The following is a 19,391-nucleotide window of genomic DNA, read 5'->3' as shown; positions in this document are numbered from 1 at the left end:
GACAGGGGCCTACTCGGCGCTCGGGCGGTCCTTCGTCGGGTCGCTCGTGGCGCCGGCGTCCGAGGGCTGGCTCCCGGTGGTGGTCGCTGACTCGTTCGCCTGGTCGGACGCCGTCGGCGGCAGGCTGGGGGCCGTCCGCGGGGTCGGCGTCGCGGAGTCCGCGGACCCGGCGTCCGCGGCCGTCGCGGCGCCGGTGTCGCCGTCCGCCGCCCCCGGGCCGGCCGCATCGCCGCCGGACCCTCCCGTGCCGTCCGCCGCCTCCCCGTCACCCGGCTCGGTGCCGTCGCCGGGCTCGGCGCCCTCTGCGCTGTCGGCACCCTCGGCCGGGTCTGCTGCGTCCGCCGCCTCCCCGATCTCGACCGCCTCCCCGGCGAGCGCCCCCTCGCCCGGCTCCGCGCGGGGGCCGGTCCGACCGTCGCCTGCGCCGACCTCGGTCACCACGCTCTCCGCGTCGGCGGCCGGGGGCAGGGTGAGCGCCGGCGTCGCGACCGCGAGGCCGACGCCCATCGCCATGGCGGCGGCGACGCCCGGCGCGGCGACGGCCACCGTGGACGACGCCTCAGTGGCGCGGCCGAGCGCCCGGGCGGGAGTCCGCAGCAGCGACGGGACCACCGGCAGGGTGCCCACGAGGGCGAGCGGCCCGGCGACCCGGCGCAGCTCGCCCAGGCCGACGGCGAGGAAGGCCCGGACGATCGCCGGCTCGAACTGCGCGCCCGCGCACCGCGCCAGCTCCGCGCGGGCGGCGTCCGCGGGGAGGGCCGACTTGTAGGCGCGCGTGGAGGTGATGACGTCGTACGCGTCGGCGACCGCGACGATCCGGGCCGCCAGGCTGATCTGCTCGCCCGCGAGTCCCCTCGGGTAGCCGGCGCCGTCCCAGCGCTCGTGGTGCTCGTCGATCGCGGCCGCCCACGGGCCCAGCCACCGCGCGAGGGGAGCCACCAGCTCACCCCCGGCCGCGGCGTGCCCGGCGAGCGCCGCCCACTCGTCGGCGTCCGGCCGCGCGGGCTTGTTCAGCACGCCGACGGGCACGCTCAGCTTGCCGACGTCGTGCAGGAGGGCCGCCCAGCCCAGCCGGGCGACGTCGGGGGCGGGCAGGCCCAGCTCGCGGCCGATGAGCGCCGCGTAGGACTGCACGCGCTCGGAGTGCCGGAACGTCGCGTGGTCGTGACGCGCGAGCGCGGACACGAGCTCGAGGAGGAGCGCCGCGTCCGGCTCCGGGTCGTCGGACGCCAGCAGGAGCCGCGCGTGCAGCCCCTCCACGGACGACGACCGTCGGACCGCCGCGGCGCGGCTGGGCACGCGGTCGGGCAGGACGAGCGTCAGTCGCAGCAGCGTCGCGAGCGGCAGCAGGCGCCGGCTCAGGCGCCCGACGGCGTACAGCAGCGCGGAGCAGACGCTCACCTCGAGCGCCAGCCACAGCCAGGGGTCGAGGCCCACGCGCTCGGGCGGCAGGAAGCGGACGGCCAGCAGGCCCGCGGCGGCGGCCACGCCCACGGGCAGGACCGCCAGCGTGGCGCGCAGAGCCCGGGCCAGCGCCGGTCGCGGCCGCCACGAGACCAGCGTCGGGTCGTCGTAGTTCTGGGTCGGGCCGGACGCCATACCTGTCCATCGGCCGCTGGCGCCCAAGGTTCAGCTGCGGACCGGGCGAACTACTCGAACGAGTGAACGGAACCCGCCCCGGCCGCGTCGCGCGGGGCCCACGGGCGCACCGGCGTCCCCGCCCACAGGACGACCACGGAGACCAGGGCGAGCCCGACCATCACGCACGCCATCGCCGTCCCGGTGCCCCCGAGGGCGCCGACGAGCGGCGAGACCAGGCCGCCGAGGGCGCCCTGCGAGAAGCCGAGGACCGCCGAGGCGGTGCCGGACCGCCCGGGGAGGCGCGCGAGCGCGAGCGCCGACGCGTTGGCGAGGACGCTGCTCAGCAGCCCGACCGTGAGCCAGAGCGGCACGAGCACGCCGACGACGCCGCCGAACCGGCCCGAGGCCACGACGAGGACCGCGAGGGTCGTGGCGACCACGGCGGGGAGGGCGACCGCGAGGAGCCGGTCGGGCCCGTACCGGCGGACGAGGACGGCGTTGGCCTGGGACCCGGCGAGCATGGACGTGGCGCCGGTGCCGAAGGCGATCGCGAACCCGGTCGGATCGAGCCCGTACTCGCGCTGGAACACGAAGGTGGAGCCGGTGACGTAGCTCATGATCACGGCCAGGGCCAGGCCCGGGAGCAGCGCGAACGCGACGAACTGGCCGTCGCGGAGCGCCTCCCGGTAGCCGCGGAACGTGTCGGCGAGGCGCTCGGTGCTGCGCTGCGCGGGCGGTCGCGTCTCGGGTAGCCAGCGCAGCACGGCGGCGACGATGAGCGCGGCCGTCACCGCGAGCGCGACGAACACCCCGCGCCAGCCCCAGTGGCCGGCGACGACGGTGCCCGCGAGCGGCGCGAGCACCGGCCCGACGGCGATCGCGAGCCACAGCCGCGAGAGCATGCGGGCGGCCTCGGCGCCGCGCCAGCGGTCACCGATGACGGCGGTCGCGACGACGGTGCCGGCCGCGCCCACCGCGCCCTGGACCACGCGCAGCGCGATGAGCTGGGTGACCGTGGCGGCGACCGCGCAGGCCAGCGCGACGACGACGTACACGCCCAGCCCGACGACCGCGGGCCGGCGCCGCCCGACCCGGTCGGACAGCGGCCCGATGACGAGCTGCGCGACGGCGGCCCCGGCGAGCACCCAGCTGATCGTGAGCGCCACGGCGGCCTCGCTGGTCTGCAGGTCGCGCGCGACGTCGGGCAGCGACGGCAGGTACATGTCAGTGGTGGCGGCCGGCAGGAACGCCATCGCGCCGAGGATCGTCGCGAGCAGCGCGGTCGACGTGCGGTCGCGCGCGGGCGGGGAGGGGGTCGCCACGGGCGACATCCTATTCGAATCGATTCGAAGCTCGGAGGCGAGATTCGCAGCACGAACGATCGTGCTATTCTCGTCCGGTGACCACCCCGCCCGCGACCTCCGCCGACGGCGTCCGCCTGCTCCTCGGCCTCGAACCCGGCCAGGACGCCCCCGCCGACGCCGGGACCAAGGGCGGCCGCACGCGCGAGGCGATCCTCGCCGCGGGCGTCGCGCTGGCCTGTCGGACCGGGCTGGGGGGCCTGACCATCGGCGCGCTCGCCACCGACGTCGGCATGTCGAAGAGCGGGATGTTCGCGCACTTCGGCTCGAAGGAGGCGCTCCAGCTCGCCGTCGTCGAGGCCGCCGCGCGCGAGTTCGCCACCGAGGTGGTCGTCCCGGCGCTGCACGCGCCTCGCGGTGAGCCGCGCGTCCTGCACCTGCTCGAGCGCTGGCTCGAGTGCGGGCTGCTGCGCCGCCCCGGCGGCTGCCTGTTCGTCAAGGCCAGCGCCGAGCTCGACGAGCAGCCCGGCCCGGTGCGCGACCGCCTGCGCGACCTGCACCTCGAGCTCGGCGCCGCCATCGCGCGGATCTTCGCCGGCGGCATCGCGGAGGGCCAGTTCCGGCCCGACGCCGACCCGGTGCAGTTCGCCGTCGACCTGCACGCCGTGATGCTCGGCTTCTACCACCAGCACCGGATGCTCGAGGACCCTCGAGCCGCCGACCGGGCGCGCGCCGCCGTCGCCGCGCTGCTCGACGCCGCCCGCCCGACCCGTCAGGAGCAGCCGTGACCGCGACGCCCAGCACGAGCACCAGCACGAGCACCAGCACGAGCACCGGCGCAGAGCCCACGTCCGCCGTCCGCCGGGGTGGCCGGCCGGGCCACGCGCCCGCGTCGCGGCGTCGGCTCCGGCGGCTGCGCCGCCGCGCGGTGTCCTTCGCCGGCCTGGTCTGGCTGCGGGCGACGTTCCTCGTCCTGCGCGTCGTCGCGCCGCGGGCTGCGGACCGCCGGGCGCTCGACGTCTGGTGCACCCTGCCGCCCGGTGCCCGGCACCACCGGCTCGACGCGCGGCCGCGGCCCGGCGACGTCGTCCGCCTGCCCGCGCCCCGTGGGGGCGGCGAGGTGGTCGCGGAGGTCTGGGGCGCGGGTCAGGCCGATGGCGCACCCGTCGTGTATCTCGTCCACGGCTGGGGCGGCTGGCGGGGCCAGCTCGGCGCGTTCGTGGACCCGTTCCTCGCGGCCGGGCACCGCGTCGTCGCGGTCGACGCACCGGGCCACGGGGACGCCGACGCCGGCTTCATGGGCCCGCACCGCGGCACCGTCACGGAGATGATCGAGGCCCTCGAGGAGGCGGTCCGCGCGTTCGGGGAGCCCGCGGGCGTCGTCGCGCACTCGCTCGGCACGACGGTCGCGATGGCGGTCCTGCGCGACGGCGTCCCGGCGGACCGGCTGGTCCTGCTCGCGCCGAACCCGGCGTTCGCCGAGCTGCTCGACCGGTTCGCCTCGGTGCTCTGGCTGGGCGACCGCGCCAAGGCCCACCTGCGCGGCGCGCTCGAGGACATCACCGGTCGCCCGATCGACGACTTCGACGTCATCCCGGCCGGCGCCGACGGCGCGATGCCGGACGCGCTCGTCGTGCACGACCGCGGTGACCGCGAGACCGCGCACGCCGTGGGGGCCGCCGTCGCGCAGGCGTGGCCCAACGCGACGCTGCTGACCACCGAGGGGCTCGGCCACTACCGGATCCTCGCCGACGCCCGCGTGGTCGAGGCCGCCGTCGCGCACGTCGCCCGCTGAGGCCGGCCGGCGCGGGTCGACGGAGCGACCGTGGAGATCAAGGGCATCAGCGCCGAGCGCGCGGAGGAGACGTACCACTGGATCGCGTCGGTGCAGGCCGAGGTGGCGGCGCGCGGCCAGGTGGTGCTGGACGACGTCGAGCGCCGGAACCGGGAGACCGTCACCGCGGAGTGGAAGGCCCGGGCGCAGGAGCGCGGCGACGCGAGCATCGACGCCCTCGTCGACGTCCTGTGGAACCAGATGTGCCTGCCGGACGGCCTGGAGTTCGAGCGCGCCGACGACCCGGCCACCGGGACGGTCCAGATGCACTGCACCTACTGCCCGTGGCACGCCGTCGCCGCCGCGGCCGGGGCGGCCGGCCCCGGTGGGGTCGGCTACGCGCTGTTCTGCGCGACCGACCCGCACATGGTCGCCGGCTTCAACGAGGCCGCCGGGCCGGGCGCCCGCCGCATCGCCTTCTCGCGCACGACCACGCTCATGCAGGGCGGCACCCACTGCGACCACCGGTACGCGTACGCCGACGACGGCGCTGCCGACGCGGGTGCCGCCGTCGGCCGCTGATCCGGACGCTGTGATCGGGTCACGCCCAGCGCGAACACGGGCAGTCGGGGGCCTCGGGCGCCGTTAGCCTGGCAAGACGCCGTCCCCATAGGAGCGCAGATGTTCGAGCGATTCACCGACCGAGCCCGCCGTGTGGTGGTCCTCGCCCAGGAAGAGGCGAGGATGCTCAACCACAACTACATCGGGACCGAGCACATCCTGCTCGGCCTCATCCACGAGGGTGAGGGCGTCGCGGCCAAGGCGCTGGAGTCCCTCGGCATCTCCCTCGACGCGGTGCGCCAGCAGGTGCAGGAGATCATCGGCGAGGGCCAGCAGGCCCCGTCCGGGCACATCCCGTTCACCCCGCGCGCCAAGAAGGTGCTCGAGCTGTCGCTGCGCGAGGCGCTGCAGCTCGGCCACAACTACATCGGCACCGAGCACATCCTGCTCGGCCTCATCCGCGAGGGTGAGGGCGTCGCCGCCCAGGTGCTGGGCAAGCTCGGCGCCGACCTCAACCGCGTGCGCCAGCAGGTCATCCAGCTGCTCTCCGGCTACCAGGGCAAGGAGCCGGTCGCCGCCGGCGGCCCCGCCGAGGGCCAGCCGTCCGGCTCTGCCGTCCTCGACCAGTTCGGCCGCAACCTCACGCAGGCCGCGCGCGAGGGCAAGCTCGACCCGGTCATCGGGCGCGAGAAGGAGATCGAGCGGGTCATGCAGGTGCTGTCCCGCCGCACCAAGAACAACCCCGTCCTCATCGGCGAGCCCGGCGTCGGCAAGACCGCCGTCGTCGAGGGCCTGGCCCAGGACATCGTGCGCGGCGACGTGCCCGAGACGCTCAAGGACAAGCAGCTCTACACGCTGGACCTGGGCGCGCTCGTGGCCGGCTCCCGCTACCGCGGCGACTTCGAGGAGCGCCTGAAGAAGGTGCTCAAGGAGATCCGCACGCGCGGCGACATCATCCTGTTCATCGACGAGATCCACACCCTGGTCGGTGCCGGCGCCGCAGAGGGCGCGATCGACGCGGCGAGCATCCTCAAGCCGATGCTCGCGCGCGGCGAGCTGCAGACGATCGGCGCGACGACCCTCGAGGAGTACCGCAAGTACGTCGAGAAGGACGCCGCGCTCGAGCGCCGGTTCCAGCCCATCCAGGTGGCCGAGCCGACGCTGCAGCACGCGATCAACATCCTCAAGGGCCTGCGCGACCGGTACGAGGCGCACCACCGCGTCTCGATCACCGACGGCGCCCTGGTGGCCGCGGCGACGCTGGCCGACCGGTACGTCAACGACCGGTTCCTGCCGGACAAGGCGATCGACCTCATCGACGAGGCGGGCGCGCGCCTGCGCATCCGCCGGATGACGGCACCCCCGGAGCTGCGCGAGCTGGACGAGGCCATCGCCCAGGCGCGCCGCGACAAGGAGTCGGCGATCGACGAGCAGGACTTCGAGAAGGCCGCCCGCCTGCGCGACACCGAGAAGCAGCTCACCGCGCAGCGGATCGACAAGGAGAAGGCCTGGAAGTCCGGCGACCTCGACACGGTCGCGGAGGTCGACGAGGAGCTCATCGCCGAGGTGCTGGCCATGTCCACCGGCATCCCGGTGTTCAAGCTCACCGAGGAGGAGTCCAGCCGCCTGCTCCACATGGAGGAGGAGCTGCACAAGCGCGTCATCGGGCAGAGCGAGGCCGTCAAGGCCCTGTCGCAGGCGATCCGCCGCACGCGCGCCGGCCTCAAGGACCCCAAGCGCCCCGGTGGGTCGTTCATCTTCGCGGGCCCGACGGGCGTCGGGAAGACCGAGCTGGCCAGGGCGCTCGCCGAGTTCCTGTTCGGCGACGAGGACGCGCTCATCCAGCTGGACATGAGCGAGTTCTCCGAGAAGCACACGGTCTCGCGGCTGTTCGGCTCGCCCCCCGGCTACGTCGGGTACGACGAGGGCGGTCAGCTCACCGAGAAGGTGCGCCGCCGGCCGTTCTCCGTCGTCCTCTTCGACGAGGTCGAGAAGGCGCACGCCGACATCTTCAACTCGCTGCTGCAGATCCTGGAGGACGGTCGCCTGACCGACGCCCAGGGCCGGGTGGTCGACTTCAAGAACACCGTGATCATCATGACCACCAACCTCGGCACGCGGGACATCGCCAAGGGCCTGCAGACCGGCTTCCAGGCCGGCGGCGACCTGTCGACGTCGTACGAGCGGATGAAGGCCAAGGTCGGCGACGAGCTCAAGCAGCAGTTCCGGCCCGAGTTCCTCAACCGCGTCGACGACATCGTCGTGTTCCCGCAGCTGTCGCAGGACGAGATCATCCAGATCGTCGACCTGATGATCGCGCGGCTGCGGCTGCGGCTCGAGGCCAAGGACATGGCGATCGAGCTGACGCCCGCCGCCAAGCAGCTGCTCGCCGAGAAGGGCTACGACCCGGTGCTCGGCGCCCGGCCGCTGCGTCGCGCGATCCAGCGGGAGATCGAGGACGCCCTGTCCGAGAAGATCCTCTTCGGCGAGCTGCGCCCCGGCCAGACCGTCCTGGTCGACGCCCAGGGCGAGGGCCTGCTCGGGGAGTTCGTCTTCTCCGCGTCGGGCGAGGGCACCGGGGCCGGGTCGAGCGACCCGGAGCCCGTGGCCGTCTCCTCGATGCCGCCGCTCACGACGACCGACGACGGCACGACCGCCTCCGCCTCCTGACGGGCGGGCTCGCCCACCGACGACACGGCCCCGGACCACACGGTCCGGGGCCGTTCGCCGTCAGCGGTTGACCGTGTCGCCGTCGATGTGGAGCGAGTCGTCCTCGTGCACCTCGAACGCCTCGAGGACGGGGTCGGCGAGAACCGCGTCGACGAGCGCCCGTGGGCCGCCGACCACCGTCGAGTCCAGGTCGATCTCCGTGGCGACGCACCACGTGCGGTCGGCCGGCCAGAGCAGGTTCGGCGTCTGGCCCCAGAAGCCGGACTGGCCCGCGGCGAAGAACGGCTGCACGCCGCGCATCGGGCCGCGGAAGAGCAGGTACGCGCGCCCGGGCAGCTCGAGGCGCGGCGCGGCCATCACCTCGCGGCCGAACGCCGGGGGCGGGGGCTCCACCGTCGGGGTCACCGGCCCCGCGCTGAGCACCGAGACCGCCCCGCCGCCCTGGATCCAGCCGTAGCCCTCCCACAGCGCCGCGATCACCTCCGCGTCGGCGCCCCCGTCCGTGTGCGCGGCGAGGACGTCGAGCAGGGCCGGGAGCTGCTCGGCGTCGAGCTGGCCGTCCATCGAGCCCCAGTCGCCCTGTCCCTGCACGGCCCACGGCTCGCCCGTCCACCTGACCAGGCGCCAGAACTGCGCGAGCGGGTGCACGACCGTCCCGTGCGCGGCGGCGACGTCGGCCCAGCGCCGGAGGCCGCCGGCGCCGTCCGACGCGCGGTGCAGGACGCGCGCGTAGGCGGCGAGTCCGCGGGGCACGAGGTGACCCACCCGCGTCCCGGTGTCCGCGCCGTACGGCGCCAGTCGCGCGCCGATCCACCCGCCCACCGCCGGATCGGGCTCGTGCCGCAGCGTCGCGTCGGTCACCGGACGTCAGTCGTCCGCATCGGCGGCCGCGCGCTCGGCGACGGCGTCGGCGTAGGCGTCGAACTCCGCCTTGTGGTCCGCGTAGAACTGCGCCTGGTACTCGATCTCGACCTCGAGCAGGGCGTCGGCGTACCCCGAGGAGTCGCGGCAGTCGACGTCGGCGACGGCCATCGCGATCTCGCGCTCCGCGAGCTCCTGCTTGGCCTGCAGCGCCGCGAGGCCGAGCTTGATCGACGGGTCGTCGACGTCGGTGATGGCGCCCTGCAGCGCGACCAGGCGCGCGTCGAACTCCGTGCGGATCGCGAGCATCGCGTCGCCGGTGAACAGGTTGTCGCCGGGCGTGACCAGGCCCGGGAACCCGGCGTCGGCCATGCACGAGGCCCACGCCGGGTGCAGTCCGACGACGCGGTCGTCGGACTGGATCGCCTCGCGCATGGCCATCTGCTCCTGGAAGAAGACGTCCGGGTCGAACTCGCCGCTCGCCTCGAGCATCGCGCCGGCGCTCGCCTGCGCCTGCGCGAAGCAGCCCTGCCCCTCGCCGGACTGCGGGTCCGCCGCGTCGACCTCCTCGGGGGAGCCCCACAGGGCGCGGTCGTACTCGGCGCGCGCCTCGGGGGACAGCTGCTCCACGTACCGGGTGTTGGGGTCGTCGAGCTGGGCGGCAGACATCGCGTAGTAGCCCATGTCGTCGGTGGTGATCCCGAACCCGAACTGCTCCGCGTACTCCCGGGTGCCCGGCTCGAGGCCGAGATCAGTCGCCGTGCGGACGTCCTCGAGCGCCGGGCCCGGGTCCAGGGGCGTGTACTCGAAGCCGAGCGCGTTCATGCAGGCCGCCACGTCCTCCTGCACGGCGGTGTGCTGGTCGATGGCGTCGCCCATGTCGCGCAGCGCGTCCATCTGGTCGAAGAACGCGTCGACCGCGCCCGTCGTCGCGTCGCCGGGCGGAGTCGGCGACGCGCCGCCGCCCGGCTCGTCGGACCCGCAGGCCGCGCACGCCCAGGCGAGGACCACCACCGTCAGTGCCCCCGCGCGTCGTGCCCCCGCCCGCGTCCCTCGCCCGCCCATCCCCGCACGATAGGAGCCCGACGCCGCCGTGGGGAGGGGTTCGGCGACGACGGCTAGGACCAAACGCGGCCGACCATGACGGCGACGGGTGCCACAGTGTGTCCATGCCCGGTCGACGACGACTGCCTCGCGCCCTTCCCTCCGAGCAGGGGGTGCCCGCGCGGGCCCTGCTGAGGTTCCTGGACTCCCTCGAGCAGGGTGGCCCGGAGCTGCACAGCCTCATGGTCCTGCGCCGCGGGCACGTCATCGCCGAGGGGTGGTGGCACCCGTACCGGCGCGAGCTGGGCCACCAGCTCTTCTCCCTGAGCAAGAGCTTCACGTCGACGGCCGTCGGCTTCGCGCGCGCCGAGGGCCTGCTCTCCCTCGACGACCTCGTGCTGGACCACCTCGGCGACCTCGCGCCGGCCCGCCCCGACCCGCGGCTGGCCCGGATGCGGATCCGCCACCTGCTCACGATGACGACGGGGCACGTCACGGCGACGGACGTGCGCGTGTTCGGCACCCCGCGCTGGGCCAAGGCGTTCCTCGCCCTGCCGCTCGAGGCCGAGCCCGGCACCGAGTTCCTGTACAACACCCCGGCGACGTACCTGCTGTCCTTCCTCGTGCAGCGGCTCACCGGCCAGCGCGTGCTCGAGTACCTCCGCCCGCGGCTCCTCGCGCCGCTCGGCATCGAGGGCGCCACGTGGGAGCAGTCGCCCGAGGGCGTCGACACCGGCGGCTTCGGCCTCACGCTGGCCACCGAGGACCTGGCCTGCTTCGGTCAGCTCTACCTGCAGGACGGCGTGTGGGAGGGCACCCGGGTGCTCCCGGAGGGCTGGGTGGCCGAGGCGACCGCCCGGCACACGGACTCCCACATCCTCGAGCCCGACTGGGCGCAGGGCTACGGCTACCAGTTCTGGCGCTGCCAGCCGCCGGGCATCTACCGCGGCGACGGCGCGTTCGGGCAGTTCTGCGTGGTCATGCCGGAGGCGCAGGCCGTCGTCGTCGCGACCTCGGGGACGCCCCACCTGCAGGGCGTGCTCGAACGGATGTGGGAGCACCTGGTGCCGGCGCTCGCGGGCGAGCAGGAGGTGGGGGCGGACCTCGAGCCCGCCGCCGAGGCCGAGCTCGCCGCCCGCCTCGCCGGGCTGCGGATCGCGCCGCCGTCGGGCGACGCCGTCCCCGCCCACACGCTCGCGGGGCGCCGCATCGAGGTGGCGGGCGACGCCGAGGTGCGCGCCGTCGTCGTCGGACCGGAGGGTCTGGGGACGGGGGAGGGCACCACCGTGACGCTCGAGCTGGCCGACGGCGGCAGCCGCACCCTCGCGGTCGGCGCGGGCCAGTGGGCGGAGCGGGCCGTGCGGCCTCGCCGGGGCCAGGGCGCGTTCGCCGGTCGGGTCGAGGACGGGCCGCTGCCGGTCGTCGCCGCGGCGGCCTGGACGGCGCCGGACGCCTGCACCGTGCAGGTGCGCCCCCTCCAGAGCCCGACGTGCCTCACCCTGGACGCCCGCGTCACGGACGACGCCGTCACCGCGCACGCGCGGCTCAGCGTCAGCTTCGGCCGCACGGACCTGGGCGCGGTGCGCGGCCGGGTCGTCGAGGCGTGACCTCCGGCTGGGGAGCGAGCAGGGCCGCGCCCTTGTCTAGGGTGTGCAGGAGGTTCACCGCGTGATGAGAGGAACGGCCCCGTGCCCCGCCTGACGCTCGATGTCGCCCTCGTCGTGCGCGTCGCGTACGACGGCCGGGAGCTGTTCACCTACATCCACCTGCCCGACGACCCCGCAGGGCAGGCGCCGCGCCCTTACCTGCACCCGGTGCGGGCGCTCAGCGGCGAGGTGGTGTCCCTCGCGCGGCCCCACGACGCGCCCTGGCACCGCGGGCTCTCGTTCGCCGTCCCGCGCGTCGGGCAGCACGACCTCTGGGGCGGTCCCGGGCCGGCCGCCGAGCGCGGGTCGATGGACCACCAGCACTTCACGGAGATCCGGGAGCGGACGGACCACGTGGCCTTCGGGCACGAGCTGGTCTGGCACGGGCGGTCGCGCACCGGGCTCGACGCCGGCCCCGAGCTGGTGCGCGAGCGCCGGACGCTGCGGGTCTCCGTCGCCGCCGACGACGTGTGGGTGCTCGCCTGGGAGTCCGTGCTGACGAACATCAGCGGCGCCGACCTGCCGCTGGCCGGCGCCGACGGCGCCGACCCCGGGGCGGGCGGCCTGGCCTGGTGCGGGCCCCGCTCGTTCACCGGCGGCACGCTGCTGCTGCCCGACGGCGCCGCCTCCCGCGCGATGCACGGGCAGGCCGCGGCGTGGGTCGGCTTCACCGGACGGCACGACGGGACGGGCGCCGCGTCGACCGTGGTCCTGGTCGACGACGAGGCGAACCCCGGGCACCCGGCGCGCTGGTCGGCCGGTGCCGAGCCCTTCGCCGCCCTCGCGCCCACGCCGTTCCGCGACGGGCCGCTGGAGCTCCCGCCGGACGCGACCCGCACGTTCCGGTACGCGGTGGTCGTCGGCGACGGCATCGCCGACGTCGCCAGCGCGGCCGACCTGGCGGCGCTGGGGCGCGAGGCGATCGCGGCCGCGGCTGCGCCGCCCCCGCCCCCGACGCTCGGGACGTTCCTGTCCAGGCGGGAGGCCCGCCGGCTCGCGGAGGCGGCCGAGGCGGCGGTCGCGTCGCAGGTCGCCGCGCCGGTGGTGGCCGCGCCGGTGGGCCCGGCGGAGCCCGAGGATGAGCGGGACGCCGCCGGGACGCCTGCTGCGGCGGTGGCGCCGACCTCCGTGGCTGTGCCGCTCATCGCCCAGGTGCCGCTTGCGGTGCCCGCTGCCGTGGTGCCCGACGTCGTGGTGCCGGACCTCGTGGAGCCCGACGTAGCGGCGGAGCCCGAGCCCGGAGCCGAGGCGTCGGCCGAGGAGGCGGAGGAGCCGCAGGAGGCCGAGCCGGAGACCCCGGACGAGCCCGAGGCGCCGGCGGAGGACGAGGTCGAGTCGGAGCCGGCGGCTGACCTCGAGCCTGCGGTGGAGCCGGAGCCGGAGGCTGAACTCGAGCCCGCGGTGGAGCCGGAGCCGGAGCCCGTCCCGGAGGCTGAACTCGAGCCTGGGGTGGAGCCGGAACCGGAACCGGAGCCGGAGGCCGAGGTCGAAGCCGAGCCGGAGCTCGAGGTCGAGGCCGAGCCTGCCGTGGACGATGCCGAGCCTGACCAGGTCCCGGCGGAGGAGCAGCCCGAGGCGGAGCCCGTCGAGGACCTCGGTGCGCCGGAACAGGTCGGCCAGCCGCAGTCCGAGGAGCCGCAGCCCGAGGAGCCGCAGCCCGAGGCGGATGCGCTCGTGCTGCCGGCCGTCCCGCCCGAGGACGAGCCGGACGAGGAGCTCCCGTCGCCGTTCGGGGAGACGTGGACGTGGACGCCTCCGCCGCCGCCCCCGGCGGGGCCGGTCGACGCCGTCACGGCGGAGCACCCGCGCGTCGAGCCAGCGGAGCCCTGGTCGGCTGACGACGCGGCCGGTGCCGCGGCGGAGGCAGACGACGCCGGAGCAGGGACCGACGCCGACGAGTCGAGCGCTGACGCGAACGCGGAGCCGGTCCTGCCGCCGTCGCCGCCCGCCCCTGCACCCGCGCCGACGCGGCAGTCCGCGTGGGCGCGCGCCGCGTCCGTGCCGCCGCCCCCGCCGCCGCCCGCACCTGCGCCGACCGTCGACGCCCCGTTCGTCCCGGTGTTCCTGCCCGTGCCACCGCCCCCGGGACCCGACGCCGTGGAGCCCGACGGCGAACCTTCGGACGGCGCGGAGCCCGCCATCGAGGCGCAGCCGGTCGACGAGGCGCACTCGGTCGACGAGGACTTCCCGGAGTGGACGGTGGTGCGCGACCCGAGTGCGGCTCGGCCAGCGCCCGTGGGCACGGTGCTACCGGCCGACCTGTGGGCCATCCCCTGGCGCCCCGAGCCGGCGGCCCTGAACCGGCCCGGGTTCGCGGAACCGGCCGTCGACGAACCGGCCGGCGACGGACCGGCCTTCGAGGAGCCGGCCGGCGACGGACCGGCCGTCGAGGAGCCGGCCGCCGAGGAGCCGACCGCCGAGGAGCCGGCCGAGGTGCTGTCGGGTGCCGACCAGCCGGACGCCGAGCTGCCGGACGCAGCGGAGTCCGACGCGGGGCCGCTCGACGTCGCCGACGGCGGTGTCGTCCCGGCGGCCTCGGCGTGGGTCTGGACCCCGCCGCCCCCGCCGCCCACGCCCGCCATGGCCGGGGCCCCCGTGGCCGACGCCCCAAGCGTGGATGGCCCGACGCTCGGTGCCGAGTCCCTCGATCCCGACGCCGCCGCAGCCCTCAGCTGGCTCGACGAGCTGTCTGCCGGCCCCGACCTCGACCGTCCCGTCCTCGGCAGCCCGCCGCCCTTCGGCGGGGACACCGCTGGCCAGGACGCCGTTGGCCCCGACGCCGCTGGCCCCGACGCCGCAGGCCCGGACACCGCCACGCCGGAGACGCCCGGTCGTGACGTCCCCGGTCAGCCGGCCCCGATCGCGCGCCCTGCCTGGGCGCCCGTGCTCGGGGAGCCGCAGGAGGACGCCGTCGACGCGAGCCCGGCCGACGCCGTCGGGGACCACCGCGACACCGGTGACGTCGACGAGGTCGGCTACTCCAGCGGTGCTGGCCACCCCGACCAAGGCGGCGACGCCGCCGATGCCGCCGCCGGCCGCGCCGAGGACGGTGCGCAGGAGCCCGCGGCGGAGTCCTCCGTCTGGACGCCGCCGCCGCTCCTGCCCGTGCCCCCCGAGCCGGTCAACCCGTGGGCACCCCCGCCGCCGGCCGACGACCGGCACGAGACGCCCGAGGAACCGCCCACCGACCTGTCCCTGTTCGGTACCCCCGAGCAGGAGGACGAGCGACGCCGTCGCCCGTGGTGGTCGCGCGGCTGAGCCGCTCGGCGAGCGAGCGGTACCTCAGGCCGCGAGCACGACCTCGGGTGCCGCCGGGGCGCCGTCGGGCACGTCCCCGGCGGGCGACGTCGCTGTCGTCCCGAGCGCGCGCTCGCGGGCGTGCCGGCGCAGGACGACGACGGTCATGGTGAGGATCGGGATGTTCACGATGCCCGGCGCACCCAGCCAGAACGAGCCGATGCCGATCGCGTAGAGCGACCACAGCACGTTCCCGACGAGGGAGATGGCCTGGGTGCTGACGGCGATGCCGGTCAGCTGCGCGGGCTCGTGACGCGCCTGCCACACGCGCCGGCCCTGCGGCACCCAGATGACGAAGGACGACAGGGATGCGAGCATCCCGACGACCTCGGTGGCGGCGTCCATCGAACTCCTCGTGCCCCGCTGGTGTGCGGGCGTCGTCGCGCGACCGGACGCGGGTCTCGCGACGGCCGAACGGATCATCGGCCCAGGTGGGCGCGCCGACAGGGGACGTCGGTCCCTCTGCCGTCGGCGAACGGGGCTCGACGCGCCCCAGGTGCGGCCGACAGGGTGAGCCGATGCGCATCGTCGTGCTCGGCGGCACCGGGTTCCTGTCCACGTGGGTGGTGCGGGCGGCGCTCGCGCGCGGGCACGAGGTCGCGGCCGTGTCCCGCGGCCGCCGCGGCGACCCGCCCCCGGGTGCGCGGGCGGTCGTCGCCGACCGCGACGACGCCGCCTCGCTGGCGCGCGCGGTGGCGTCGCTGCCCGGGCTGCCCGACGCCGTCGTCGACGTCTGCGGCTACACCGTGGCGGGCGCGCGCGCCGCGGGGGAGGTGCTCGGCCGCGTGCCGCGGTACGTGTACGTGAGCAGCATCAGCGCGTACGCGGGCTGGCCGCCCGGGCCCGTCCCCGACGAGTCGGCGCCGATCTTCCCGCCGACGGCGGACCTGGCCGACTACGGCCCGATGAAGGCCGAGAGCGAGCGGGTGCTCACCGCCGCGACGGACGGGCGGGCCCTGCTCGCCCGCGCCGGGCTCATCGTCGGGCCCGGTGACCGGACCCGGCGCCTGACCGCCTGGCTGCACCGGTGCGCCACCCAGCCGCAGGTCGTGGTGCCCGGCGACGCGGACGTGCCGGTCGCCGTCGTCGACGCGCGGGACCTGGCCGAGTGGCTGGTCCGGGGTGCGGAGGAGGGCTGGGCGGGCCCCGTCAACGCGACGGGGCCGGCCGGCATGACGACGTTCACCGGCCTGCTCGACGCGTGCCGTGCCGCCGTCGCCGCGACCGAGGGCTCGGCGGGCGTGCCGCTGCCGCTGCCCGACGCGCGGCTGCTCGAGGCCGGCGTCCAGCCGTGGGCAGACCTGCCGCTGTGGCTGCCCCGCGAGACCGCCCTGACGGCGTGGGCGGTGGGCACGGCCCGCGCGCGCGAGCTCGGCCTGGCGAGCAGGCCGGTGGCCGACATCGTCCGCGACACCTGGGACTGGGTGCGCGCGCTGCCGGCTGGCGAGCTCGCGCACGAGCTGCCGGCATCGGTGTCCGCGCTCACCATCCGTCCCTAGCTCCGACCGACCCCGAGTGGAACGAAGATGGAGCACGACGTTCCACTCGAGCCCCGATCACGGCACCTTCGTTCCACTCGAGGTCAGACGCCGTCAGGGAAGCCCAGCTGGCGCCAGGCCTCGTAGGCGGCGACCGCCGCGGCGTTCGCGAGGTTGAGCGAGCGCCGGCCGGGCAGCATCGGGATGCGCACCTGCTCGGTCACGCGCGGGTGGGCGAGGACGGCGTCGTCCAGCCCGGTGGGCTCGGGGCCGAAGAGCAGCACGTCGCCGTCGCGGTACGCCAGGTCCGTGTGCCGCAGCCGGGCGCGCGTGGTGAAGGCGACGACCCGCGCGTCGGCCACCGCCGCGAACGCCTCGTCGAGGTCGGCGTGCACCACGACGTGCGCGAGGTCGTGGTAGTCCAGGCCGGCCCGGCGCAGCCGCGGCTCGTCGAGCTCGAACAGCGGGTCCACCAGGTGCAGCCACGCGCCCGTCGCCGCGCACATCCGGATCGCGTTGCCGGTGTTCCCCGCGATGCGCGGCGAGTGGAACATCACCCGGATCACGCCACCGCCCGCCTCACGCGCGCGGCGGCGCGGTGCTCTCCCGCACCACGAGCTCCGTGGCCAGGTCGATCCGCAGGTTGGACGGCGCCTCCCCGCGCGCGAGGTCGAGCACCATGCGCGCCGCGGTCGCCGCCATCTCCTGCAGCGGCTGGCGCACCGTGGTCAGGGGCGGGCCGATCCAGGCCGCGACCGGCAGGTCGTCGTACCCGACGATCGACAGGTCCTCCGGCACGCGCAGGCCGCGCTCGCGGGCCGCGCGCATGACGCCGAGGGCCTGCAGGTCGCTGCCCGCGAAGATCGCGGTCGGGGGCTCGGGCAGGTCCAGGAGGGCCGCGCCGTGGGTGTAGCCGCCGCCGACGAAGAAGTCGCCGTGCCGCACCAGCTTCGGGTCCAGCGAGAGCCCGGCCTCCTCGAGTGCCGTGCGGTACCCGTCGATGCGGGCGCGCGAGCACATGACGTCCGCCGGGCCCGCGATGACGGCGATGCGCCGGTGGCCCAGGCCGATGAGGTGCCGGGTCGCGACCAGCCCGCCGTTCCAGTTCCCCGAGCCGACGGTCGGCACGTCCGTGGGCGGCTCGCCCGCGGTGTCGACGACGACGACGGGGATGGAGCGCGCCGCGAGCTGCCGGCGCTGGGACACGTCCAGGCCGGACAGGACCAGGATCACGCCGAGCGGCGGGCGGGCGAGCATGTCGTCCAGCCACTCCTGCGGCGGGCGGTGCGCGCCCCCGAGCTCCGAGAGCACGACGCCGACGCGCGCGGCCGCGGCCACCTGCTCCACGCCCTTGATGAGCTCGACCGCCCAGGCGAAGTCGAGCTCGTGGATGACCAGGTCGATCAGGCGTGAGCCCGGTCCGGCCTTCGCCCGACGGCGCCGGTACTGGTGCCGCTCGATCGCGGCCTCCACCCGTGCCCGGGTGGCGGGGGAGACGTCGGGGCGGCCGTTGAGCACCTTCGACACCGTGGGCACCGAGACCCCTGCGTCACGTGCGATGGCGGCGATCGTCGTCGTCGGAGCTCCGTTGCCCACGAGGATCCTTCGGTGTCGGGTCGCAATTTTCGACCACCGTAGCACCGCCGATCGGGTGACGGCCGTGCGTCTCGGGCAGGTGGTCCATCTGCTGGTCGGCGCCCCGGCTGGACCATCGGCGCGGCGGGCAGGGGCGGGCCGTGCGTCGGGGCGGTGGGCCCGTGGCGGGCCGATAGTTTCGGGCTTCGCCGCGTGCGGGACCGGAGTCCGGGAGGACGGCCGCCCGCGCGCCGATACCGTGGCCCCATGACCGAGCCAGCCGCCCCGACGAGCGCCGACGACGAGACCACCGGCGCCCGGCCACCGCTGGTGCCGGCCCTCGTGGTGTGGTGGGTCGTGGTCGAGGCGCTCGTGGCGCTGACGACCGTGCCGACGCTCGTGTGGCTGCCGTTCCTGGAGCCGAGCTGGGTGAACGTGCCGCTGATGGTCGTGCTCGGCATCCCGGTCGGGCCCGCGCTCGCGGCGGCCCTGTTCGCCTGGCGGCGGTTCACGGAGGACCGTGACCTCTCCCCGGCGCGGCACTTCTGGCGCGGCTACCGCTTGAACTGGGCGGACGTCCTGCGCCTGTGGGTGCCCGCGCTCGTCGTGCTCGTGCTGCTCGGGGTCAACCTGGCGAACCTGCGCGGCAACGGCGCCCCGATCGCGTTCGGCGTCGTCGGCGTCGTGGCCGCGGTGCTCGTCGCGGTGTGGACGCTGCACGCGCTGCTCGTGGCCTCGCTCTTCAGCTTCCGCACCGGCGACGTCGTCCGGATCGCCGTGTTCTTCGTCGTCGCCAAGCCGTTCGCGTCCGTCGGGGCGCTCGCGATCGTGGGCCTGGGTGTCGCGGCCGCGTGGTTCGTGGGCCCGTGGCTGCCGATGGCGCTCGCGTCGCTCCTCACGTTCCTGCTCTGGCGCAACGGGATGCCGATCGCCGAGGAGGTCAAGCGGCGCTTCGTCGTCGGCGGGGAGGCGCGCGCGGAGGGTGGTACCGCGGAGGGCGGCCAGGCGGCTGCCGTGGACGAGGACTGACCCTCAGCTCTCACCCCAGCAGCGGCACGTCGAGGTCGTAGGCGAGCACGACGGCACGGGCCAGCCGGGTCTCCTGCTCGGCCGTGAGGAAGCCGACGGTCCGGCCGAGCAGACTGGTGGGCACCGTCACCACGTTGTCGAGGCTGGCCGCAGAGCGTCGGTCGAGGCCGTTCTCCGGCCCGAGGAGCAGCTCGCTCGTCAGCCCCTTCACGGTGGTGGTGATCGGTGCGACGGTCACCTTCGTCATGGCGGCGCGAGCGGGCTCGCGGGTCAGCACGAGTGCCGGGCGAGTCTTGTCGAGCCGGACGAGGCAGATCTCACGCACCGGTCAGGGCTCGACGTCGAAGTTCGCCGCGGTCCAGCGGACGAGGTCGTCGAGGTCGTCGGCGGCTCCGCGCCGGGAGAGGATCTCCGCGTCGTGCTCGGCGAGCAGCCGGCGCATCTCTCGCTCGACCGCGGAGGCGACCAGTGCGGCGCGGCTCGGGGCCTTCCCGGACGCGACGGCCTCGTCGAGGAAGGCGACCATCTCGTCCGGCAGGCGGACCGCGATCTGCGTGCTCATGAGGCGAGCCTA

Annotated in this window: 17 protein-coding genes; 8 read left to right on the top strand and 9 right to left on the bottom strand. The window is 75.7% G+C overall.

Annotated features, from left to right (window positions below):
• Window positions 1-9 precede the first annotated feature (9 nt).
• Together AFE02nite_RS13810 and AFE02nite_RS13805 are read right to left on the bottom strand one after the other, a co-directional pair.
• A complete protein-coding gene (locus AFE02nite_RS13810) occupies window positions 10-1,599 on the bottom strand; it encodes an HD-GYP domain-containing protein (RefSeq protein ID WP_146819839.1) in 1,590 nt (529 codons plus the stop codon).
• A 50-nt stretch (window positions 1,600-1,649) separates the two neighbouring features.
• On the bottom strand, window positions 1,650-2,903 hold the full coding sequence (locus AFE02nite_RS13805) for a multidrug effflux MFS transporter (protein ID WP_186814563.1): 1,254 nt from the start codon (window positions 2,901-2,903) through the stop codon (window positions 1,650-1,652).
• A gap of 77 nt (window positions 2,904-2,980) precedes the next feature.
• Between AFE02nite_RS13805 and AFE02nite_RS13800 the strand changes: the two genes are divergently transcribed.
• From AFE02nite_RS13800 to AFE02nite_RS13785, 4 genes are all read left to right on the top strand, one after another.
• On the top strand, window positions 2,981-3,670 hold the full coding sequence (locus AFE02nite_RS13800) for a TetR/AcrR family transcriptional regulator (RefSeq protein ID WP_261765625.1): 690 nt from the start codon (window positions 2,981-2,983) through the stop codon (window positions 3,668-3,670).
• Window positions 3,667-4,677: an alpha/beta fold hydrolase gene (locus tag AFE02nite_RS13795; RefSeq protein WP_146819837.1), complete on the top strand. Its 1,011-nt coding sequence runs from the start codon at window positions 3,667-3,669 to the stop codon at window positions 4,675-4,677. The genes AFE02nite_RS13800 and AFE02nite_RS13795 overlap by 4 nt, the downstream gene beginning before the upstream one ends.
• Before the next feature lie 30 nt (window positions 4,678-4,707).
• Window positions 4,708-5,238: an L-2-amino-thiazoline-4-carboxylic acid hydrolase gene (locus AFE02nite_RS13790; protein WP_034247899.1), complete on the top strand. Its 531-nt coding sequence runs from the start codon at window positions 4,708-4,710 to the stop codon at window positions 5,236-5,238.
• A 99-nt stretch (window positions 5,239-5,337) separates the two neighbouring features.
• Complete coding sequence (locus AFE02nite_RS13785; protein ID WP_034247898.1) at window positions 5,338-7,887, top strand: ATP-dependent Clp protease ATP-binding subunit; 2,550 nt, start codon at window positions 5,338-5,340, stop codon at window positions 7,885-7,887.
• A 60-nt stretch (window positions 7,888-7,947) separates the two neighbouring features.
• On the opposite strand, the gene AFE02nite_RS13780 is transcribed toward AFE02nite_RS13785, so the two are convergent.
• Together AFE02nite_RS13780 and AFE02nite_RS13775 are read right to left on the bottom strand one after the other, a co-directional pair.
• Entirely contained in the window at window positions 7,948-8,748 is an 801-nt protein-coding gene (locus AFE02nite_RS13780; protein ID WP_052113932.1) for an NUDIX hydrolase, read from the bottom strand.
• 6 nt (window positions 8,749-8,754) lie between these two features.
• On the bottom strand, window positions 8,755-9,813 hold the full coding sequence (locus AFE02nite_RS13775) for a hypothetical protein (RefSeq protein WP_146819836.1): 1,059 nt from the start codon (window positions 9,811-9,813) through the stop codon (window positions 8,755-8,757).
• 104 nt (window positions 9,814-9,917) lie between these two features.
• Here AFE02nite_RS13775 and AFE02nite_RS13770 point away from each other — a divergent pair, with 104 nt between their 5' ends.
• Window positions 9,918-11,399: a serine hydrolase domain-containing protein gene (locus tag AFE02nite_RS13770; protein ID WP_146819835.1), complete on the top strand. Its 1,482-nt coding sequence runs from the start codon at window positions 9,918-9,920 to the stop codon at window positions 11,397-11,399.
• Window positions 11,400-11,480: 81 nt separating this feature from the next.
• Entirely contained in the window at window positions 11,481-14,696 is a 3,216-nt protein-coding gene (locus AFE02nite_RS13765; RefSeq protein WP_146819834.1) for a DUF6807 family protein, read from the top strand.
• A 24-nt stretch (window positions 14,697-14,720) separates the two neighbouring features.
• Here AFE02nite_RS13765 and AFE02nite_RS13760 read toward each other — a convergent pair whose 3' ends face one another.
• Complete coding sequence (locus AFE02nite_RS13760; RefSeq protein WP_052114102.1) at window positions 14,721-15,080, bottom strand: hypothetical protein; 360 nt, start codon at window positions 15,078-15,080, stop codon at window positions 14,721-14,723.
• Between the two features lie 173 nt (window positions 15,081-15,253).
• Between AFE02nite_RS13760 and AFE02nite_RS13755 the strand changes: the two genes are divergently transcribed.
• Window positions 15,254-16,234 carry an NAD-dependent epimerase/dehydratase family protein gene (locus tag AFE02nite_RS13755; RefSeq protein ID WP_186814562.1) on the top strand — a complete coding sequence of 327 codons (981 nt, stop codon included), beginning with the start codon at window positions 15,254-15,256 and terminating at the stop codon, window positions 16,232-16,234.
• Between the two features lie 83 nt (window positions 16,235-16,317).
• Here the strand turns inward: AFE02nite_RS13755 and AFE02nite_RS13750 are convergent, their stop codons facing one another.
• Complete coding sequence (locus tag AFE02nite_RS13750; protein WP_034249048.1) at window positions 16,318-16,779, bottom strand: tRNA (cytidine(34)-2'-O)-methyltransferase; 462 nt, start codon at window positions 16,777-16,779, stop codon at window positions 16,318-16,320.
• Window positions 16,780-16,792: 13 nt separating this feature from the next.
• Entirely contained in the window at window positions 16,793-17,809 is a 1,017-nt protein-coding gene (locus tag AFE02nite_RS13745) for a LacI family DNA-binding transcriptional regulator (RefSeq protein ID WP_034249047.1), read from the bottom strand.
• 246 nt (window positions 17,810-18,055) lie between these two features.
• On the opposite strand from AFE02nite_RS13745, the gene AFE02nite_RS13740 reads away from it, so the two are divergent.
• Window positions 18,056-18,817: a DUF624 domain-containing protein gene (locus AFE02nite_RS13740; protein WP_146819832.1), complete on the top strand. Its 762-nt coding sequence runs from the start codon at window positions 18,056-18,058 to the stop codon at window positions 18,815-18,817.
• 10 nt (window positions 18,818-18,827) lie between these two features.
• Here the strand turns inward: AFE02nite_RS13740 and AFE02nite_RS13735 are convergent, their stop codons facing one another.
• On the bottom strand, window positions 18,828-19,142 hold the full coding sequence (locus tag AFE02nite_RS13735; RefSeq protein ID WP_034249046.1) for a type II toxin-antitoxin system PemK/MazF family toxin: 315 nt from the start codon (window positions 19,140-19,142) through the stop codon (window positions 18,828-18,830).
• A gap of 3 nt (window positions 19,143-19,145) precedes the next feature.
• The gene (locus tag AFE02nite_RS13730) at window positions 19,146-19,379 is read right to left on the bottom strand and encodes a ribbon-helix-helix domain-containing protein (protein ID WP_034249045.1); all 234 of its coding nucleotides are present in this window, start codon (window positions 19,377-19,379) and stop codon (window positions 19,146-19,148) included.
• Window positions 19,380-19,391: the final 12 nt, after the last annotated feature.

It is taken from the genome of Actinotalea fermentans (assembly GCF_007991475.1).
Taxonomy (GTDB): Bacteria; Actinomycetota; Actinomycetes; order Actinomycetales; family Cellulomonadaceae; genus Actinotalea; species Actinotalea fermentans.
Note: the sequence above shows the minus strand (reverse complement) of the source record. Positions and strands in the feature narration are given on the sequence as shown.

Excerpts from the sequence above, each read along its gene's own strand:
- AFE02nite_RS13810 (WP_146819839.1), bottom strand. The coding sequence starts at position 1,599 with ATGGCGTCCGGCCCGACCCAGAACTACGACGACCCGACGCTGGTCTCG.
- AFE02nite_RS13785 (WP_034247898.1), top strand. The coding sequence starts at position 5,338 with ATGTTCGAGCGATTCACCGACCGAGCCCGCCGTGTGGTGGTCCTCGCC.
- AFE02nite_RS13775 (WP_146819836.1), bottom strand. The coding sequence starts at position 9,813 with ATGGGCGGGCGAGGGACGCGGGCGGGGGCACGACGCGCGGGGGCACTG.
- AFE02nite_RS13770 (WP_146819835.1), top strand. The coding sequence starts at position 9,918 with ATGCCCGGTCGACGACGACTGCCTCGCGCCCTTCCCTCCGAGCAGGGG.
- AFE02nite_RS13760 (WP_052114102.1), bottom strand. The coding sequence starts at position 15,080 with ATGGACGCCGCCACCGAGGTCGTCGGGATGCTCGCATCCCTGTCGTCC.
- AFE02nite_RS13755 (WP_186814562.1), top strand. The coding sequence starts at position 15,254 with ATGCGCATCGTCGTGCTCGGCGGCACCGGGTTCCTGTCCACGTGGGTG.
- AFE02nite_RS13740 (WP_146819832.1), top strand. The coding sequence starts at position 18,056 with ATGACCGAGCCAGCCGCCCCGACGAGCGCCGACGACGAGACCACCGGC.
- AFE02nite_RS13730 (WP_034249045.1), bottom strand. The coding sequence starts at position 19,379 with ATGAGCACGCAGATCGCGGTCCGCCTGCCGGACGAGATGGTCGCCTTC.